This window comes from Acinetobacter sp. YH16038, assembly GCF_013417275.1.
Lineage (GTDB): Bacteria > Pseudomonadota > Gammaproteobacteria > Pseudomonadales > Moraxellaceae > Acinetobacter.
In genome coordinates this window covers 1-4,393 of record NZ_VPEG01000081.1, presented here as the reverse complement: position 1 = coordinate 4,393, position 4,393 = coordinate 1, and the positions used below count along the sequence as shown (strand labels likewise).

General features: G+C 37.2%; 4 protein-coding genes. 3 read left to right on the top strand and 1 reads right to left on the bottom strand.

Annotated elements, in window-relative coordinates:
• Window positions 1–49: 49 nt before the first annotated feature.
• The 3 genes from mobQ to repM all read left to right on the top strand — a co-directional run bounded on the left by mobQ (window position 50) and on the right by repM (window position 3,814).
• Window positions 50–1,003, top strand: a complete 954-nt coding sequence (mobQ, locus tag FTV34_RS16440) for a MobQ family relaxase (protein ID WP_180004498.1) — start codon at window positions 50–52, stop codon at window positions 1,001–1,003.
• Window positions 1,000–1,470: a hypothetical protein gene (locus FTV34_RS16435; protein WP_179997526.1), complete on the top strand. Its 471-nt coding sequence runs from the start codon at window positions 1,000–1,002 to the stop codon at window positions 1,468–1,470. The genes mobQ and FTV34_RS16435 overlap by 4 nt, the downstream gene beginning before the upstream one ends.
• 1,411 nt (window positions 1,471–2,881) lie before the next feature.
• Complete coding sequence (gene repM, locus FTV34_RS16430) at window positions 2,882–3,814, top strand: replication initiation protein RepM (protein ID WP_179995818.1); 933 nt, start codon at window positions 2,882–2,884, stop codon at window positions 3,812–3,814.
• 9 nt (window positions 3,815–3,823) lie between these two features.
• Here the strand turns inward: repM and FTV34_RS16425 are convergent, their stop codons facing one another.
• Window positions 3,824–4,102: a mobilization protein gene (locus tag FTV34_RS16425; protein ID WP_180009818.1), complete on the bottom strand. Its 279-nt coding sequence runs from the start codon at window positions 4,100–4,102 to the stop codon at window positions 3,824–3,826.
• Window positions 4,103–4,393 lie beyond the last annotated feature (291 nt).

The following is a 4,393-nucleotide window of genomic DNA, read 5'->3' as shown; positions in this document are numbered from 1 at the left end:
TGCTACGCAATTTTTAAAAGCAAAAGCAAAACCATCACAAGGCTAAGGCATGGCAATTTATCACTGTACGACCAAGACCATTAACCGAAGTTCTGGACGAACTGCGGTAGCATCTATGGCCTATCGTGCAGGAGAAAAATTGACAGATGAACGGACAGGATTAACGCACGACTTTACGAGAAAAGAAGGTGTGGCTTATACCGAAATTATCTCGAACTTAGATACTCAAATTGATCGTGCCGAACTCTGGAATCTGGCGGAAAAAATGGAAAACCGCAAAGATGCCAGAACCGCTAGAGAATGGGTTATTGCTTTACCTGATGAATTGGACGAAGAACAACGCAAGGAACTCGCTAAAGACTTCGCCAAGTCCTTAGTAGATCGCTATGGGGTGGTCGCAGATTTAGCGATTCATGCACCCAGCAAAGGTGGAGATGATAAAAACCATCATGCACATATCTTGCTAACAACTCGCAAAGCAGAATTGGACCCTGAAAATAAATTAGTCCTTACTCAAAAAACGGAAATTGAACTAAGTAACACCAAAAGAAAAAGCCTAGGCATGGGAACAAGCCAGGAAGAAATTAAACAGATTCGAGCCACCTGGGCAAACTTAGCCAATCATGCTCTGGAATATGCAGGGTATCGGGAAAGAATCGACCACCGCAGCTATGCCGATCAGGGCAATCAGCTACAAGCCACCATACATGAAGGCAGCAAAGTCACCCAGATGCGTAGGAAAGGCATAGATACTGAGATCAGCCGTTTCAACGACACAATCAAACAGCAGAACAGCCAGCAGCTCCAATACCAACAACAGCACAAGGAAAAGACCTTAGAACAGGGTTTTAACCGTGTTGAACAAGGGTTTGAGCAATGGAAGAAAGATCAAGAAGCTAAACGCCTAGAACTGGAACATAAAAAGCGGTTAAAGCTACAGCAAGAACAAGCTATGAAGCTGAAACAACGCAAAAGCATGAATAGAAATGGGCCTTCCCTATGAGCAATCAAAACGATTTAGACGACCAGTTATATATTTTATTAGCTTCGATGAAGGAATACAGGGAAGCCATAGCAGACGATAAGAAGCGATTAGAGACATTTTACACCCAAGTAGCTAGTGGGGTACTAGATAAGGCTGAAAAGTCACTACAGGAGACAAATAAACAAGCTATAGGGGCATTAAAGAGCCGTATTGAGGAGTTAGATAAAGCAACTAGCCGTCTTAACTATCAATTTATTGCCGTGTTTGCCAGCGCCTTTGTAGCGTTGGTAATGGTGCTGTTCTTGGCGTTATTTTTATTTGTCCCAAGTATGGATGAAATCCAGCAGCGCAGATCGGAAGTAAACAACCTGAAAAAATACAGTTTAGATCTATCAAAATGTGATGGGAAAACATGCGTTAAAGTGATGACAAAACAATGTGGCTATGGGAAAAATGGCGATTATTGTGTGATTGACCCTAAATAATTGCCGCTGGTACTTTGCTCTGCTCCTCCCAAACCTATCAGATATTTAGTGTCGCAAAGTGGCTCGACTTTGAAACATGGCAAAAGCCATATTTCAAAGCATCGAGCTAAATTTTGATTTTTTATGTCATATCAATTTGCAAAGAATAAAGGCACTCTTAGATACTAAAAAAAGGAATTAAAAATGAGAAAACATTTGATTTTCCTAAGTTTTATAGTAATGGTTTTCATTTTAGCTATGGTTATTAAGATCGAAAATGATCAGAAAAAAAGGCAAGAGTTAAGTAAATTGGAGTTAGTTAAAAAGAAAGTTAATTAAGCAAAAACTGAGTTATACTTTTTTGATAACGATAATAACTAAGCCCAGAAAGCGCCTAATCTCAGCACTGCACCTGCTGGGATTTTTTTTATTTAAATATCTGATATAGTGGTACTTATATAAAATATTATAACTTAGGTGGTCCATGCCTAGCCTAACTCTCAAAGCCACATCAAAAAGATGCTTCGAGCCTAAAGTTCTAATGATTCTAATCGAGTGTCTGCCTGATGAACAAAGGCCTCCTATCAAAGAGTTATTAACCTCTTATCCTGTAGAAATTAAACTAAATCTAACTCCAGAAGTCTTAGAACCCACTATCGAAAAAATACTAAAACGCTTAGGCAGAGCATTTATTATCAGTAAGTAGATCAGTTCTGAAGTTTTCTTAAAATTAACATAATATAACTGTTTTTTCCTTCAATATCATTATATTAGAGATTGCCGCCTTGAATCATAGAGCAACAGGGCGGCAACTTTTCTATTTTTTATGTTCTACGGTTTTAATTAGATATTTTAATAATTAAATTCATTCCAGTAAGAACCGAGCGAGTGTCTACGAGCGATCACCTGGCATTAAAATTTTGCCCCTGCCTTTTCCCTGATTACAAGCCCCCCCTTTGCTTCTTAACGAAAGATATAGAGCATCCCGAAGGGTGCGAACTGTATTAATTAGAATCTAAACGAGCGAAGCGAGCATAAAGATTACTGAGCGAAGCGAAGGCCTAGTTTCTTTTTTTATTAAATCCTCAACTTCTATTTAAAAAAAACAGCCCCTCAACCGAGCTTTAGCGAGGTTAAAACGTCCGAGCTTTAGCGAGGGCATAGGGCTGTTTTCCATGCTCACTTATGCTTTTATATATATTTTAAAGCTTTTAAATGCTTTTAGACACTCTTAAACCCTTACTACAGAAGGGTTTCAAGCCCTATAAAAGGACATTTAGTCGGTTATAAAAGGACATTTAGTCGGTTATAAAAGGACATTTAGTCGGTTATAAAAGGACATTTAGTCTTGATTTAAGGACTTAATTAATATTGACCTTTTAATGATAACTTTATACAGTGTCCTTACTTTGAATAATAATATGCTTTGAAGATGAAGAATGAGCTTGTTGTGAAAGATAACGCATTAATGAACGCTAGTTATAATTTAGAAGTAACCGAACAGCGCTTAATACTTCTTGCAATCATTAATGCAAGACAAACAGGTAACGGTATAACTGCTGATAGTAAGTTAGAAATACATGCTAATGATTACGCTAGTCGTTTTAATGTTAGTAACGATGGTGCTTACAAAGCACTGAAAAGTGCTGTTCTAAACCTGTTTGATCGTCAATTTTCATTTAAAGAAGAAGATAAAAAGGGAAATGTAGGAACTGTTAAGTCTAGATGGGTAAGCCGTATTAAATATATTGATGATTCAGCTACATTAGAAATCACTTTTGCACCAGATGTAGTGCCTTTGATTACAAGACTTGAGCAACAGTTCACTAGTTATCAACTTAAGCAGGTCACACAGCTTACAAGTAAATACGCTATTAGGCTTTATGAGTTAATCATTGCTTGGCGCGAAGTTGGCAAAGTTCCACAAATTGAGTTAAGTGACTTTAGAAATAGAATTGGGCTTGAAAATACTGAATATACAGCGATGTGTGATTTCAAAAAGCGTGTATTAGAACCAGCAATCAAACAAATCAATGAACATACAGACATCGTAACAACTTATGAGCAACACAAAAAAGGGCGTTCAATTACAGGCTTTTCATTCAAATTTAAGCAAAAGCAAATAAGAACTGAAGTTAAAAAAGACAAAAATATAGGAGATTTTTTTAACCGAATGACTGATTCACAACGTCTTAAGTTTGGATCTAAACTTGCCTATGATGAGCGTGTACAAAGTGAGTATAGCCACTTAATTGGTACTGGAAATTATGAACAATTCGGACAACTTTTAGCTGAAATGCTAGCAGAAAAAAGACACTTTGAAATGTTCTTTCCTTTGCTTGTAGAGCATGGTTTTAACGTATAAAAATAAAAACTAATTACACTTAAGATTAAATAACTCTCTATCTCTGTCTTCTGTTAAATACTCGTTGAGTTCAGCGAGTATTTTTTCTTTATTGGCTTCATTGGCATTCATTTTTTTAATCAAATAAGAACCGAGCAAAATTTTGCGTCGAGTATCATCTTTTCTTTCCTGCTCTTTTTGTTTTGATTTTTCTCTAGCTTCGATAGCCTGTTTACGAGCCTTTAACTGTTTCAACTTTTCCAACTGGGCTTCAATTTTCTTTTCGAGATTTTCAGCAGCTTTTGTCATGATTCAGATTTCGGGATATAGAAAACCACTCAAGCATAAGGCCCTATGAATTGAAATTCAAGCGGGCTATATGCTATCGTGTTTTTCATGAAATGCGCACTTACGACTTGGATTTCATCCAAGTCAAAGTTTGCGTAAGGGGATTCCCCTTAACCCCAAAAAATTGCTACGCAATTTTTAAAAGCAAAAGCAAAACCATCACAAGGCTAAGGCATGGCAATTTATCACTGTACGACCAAGACCATTAACCGAAGTTCTGGACGAACTGCGGTAGCATCTATGGCCTATCGT

Coding starts and splice junctions, on each gene's coding strand:
- FTV34_RS16425 (WP_180009818.1), bottom strand. CDS start 4,102: ATGACAAAAGCTGCTGAAAATCTCGAAAAGAAAATTGAAGCCCAGTTG.
- FTV34_RS16435 (WP_179997526.1), top strand. CDS start 1,000: ATGAGCAATCAAAACGATTTAGACGACCAGTTATATATTTTATTAGCT.
- repM (WP_179995818.1), top strand. CDS start 2,882: ATGAAGAATGAGCTTGTTGTGAAAGATAACGCATTAATGAACGCTAGT.
- mobQ (WP_180004498.1), top strand. CDS start 50: ATGGCAATTTATCACTGTACGACCAAGACCATTAACCGAAGTTCTGGA.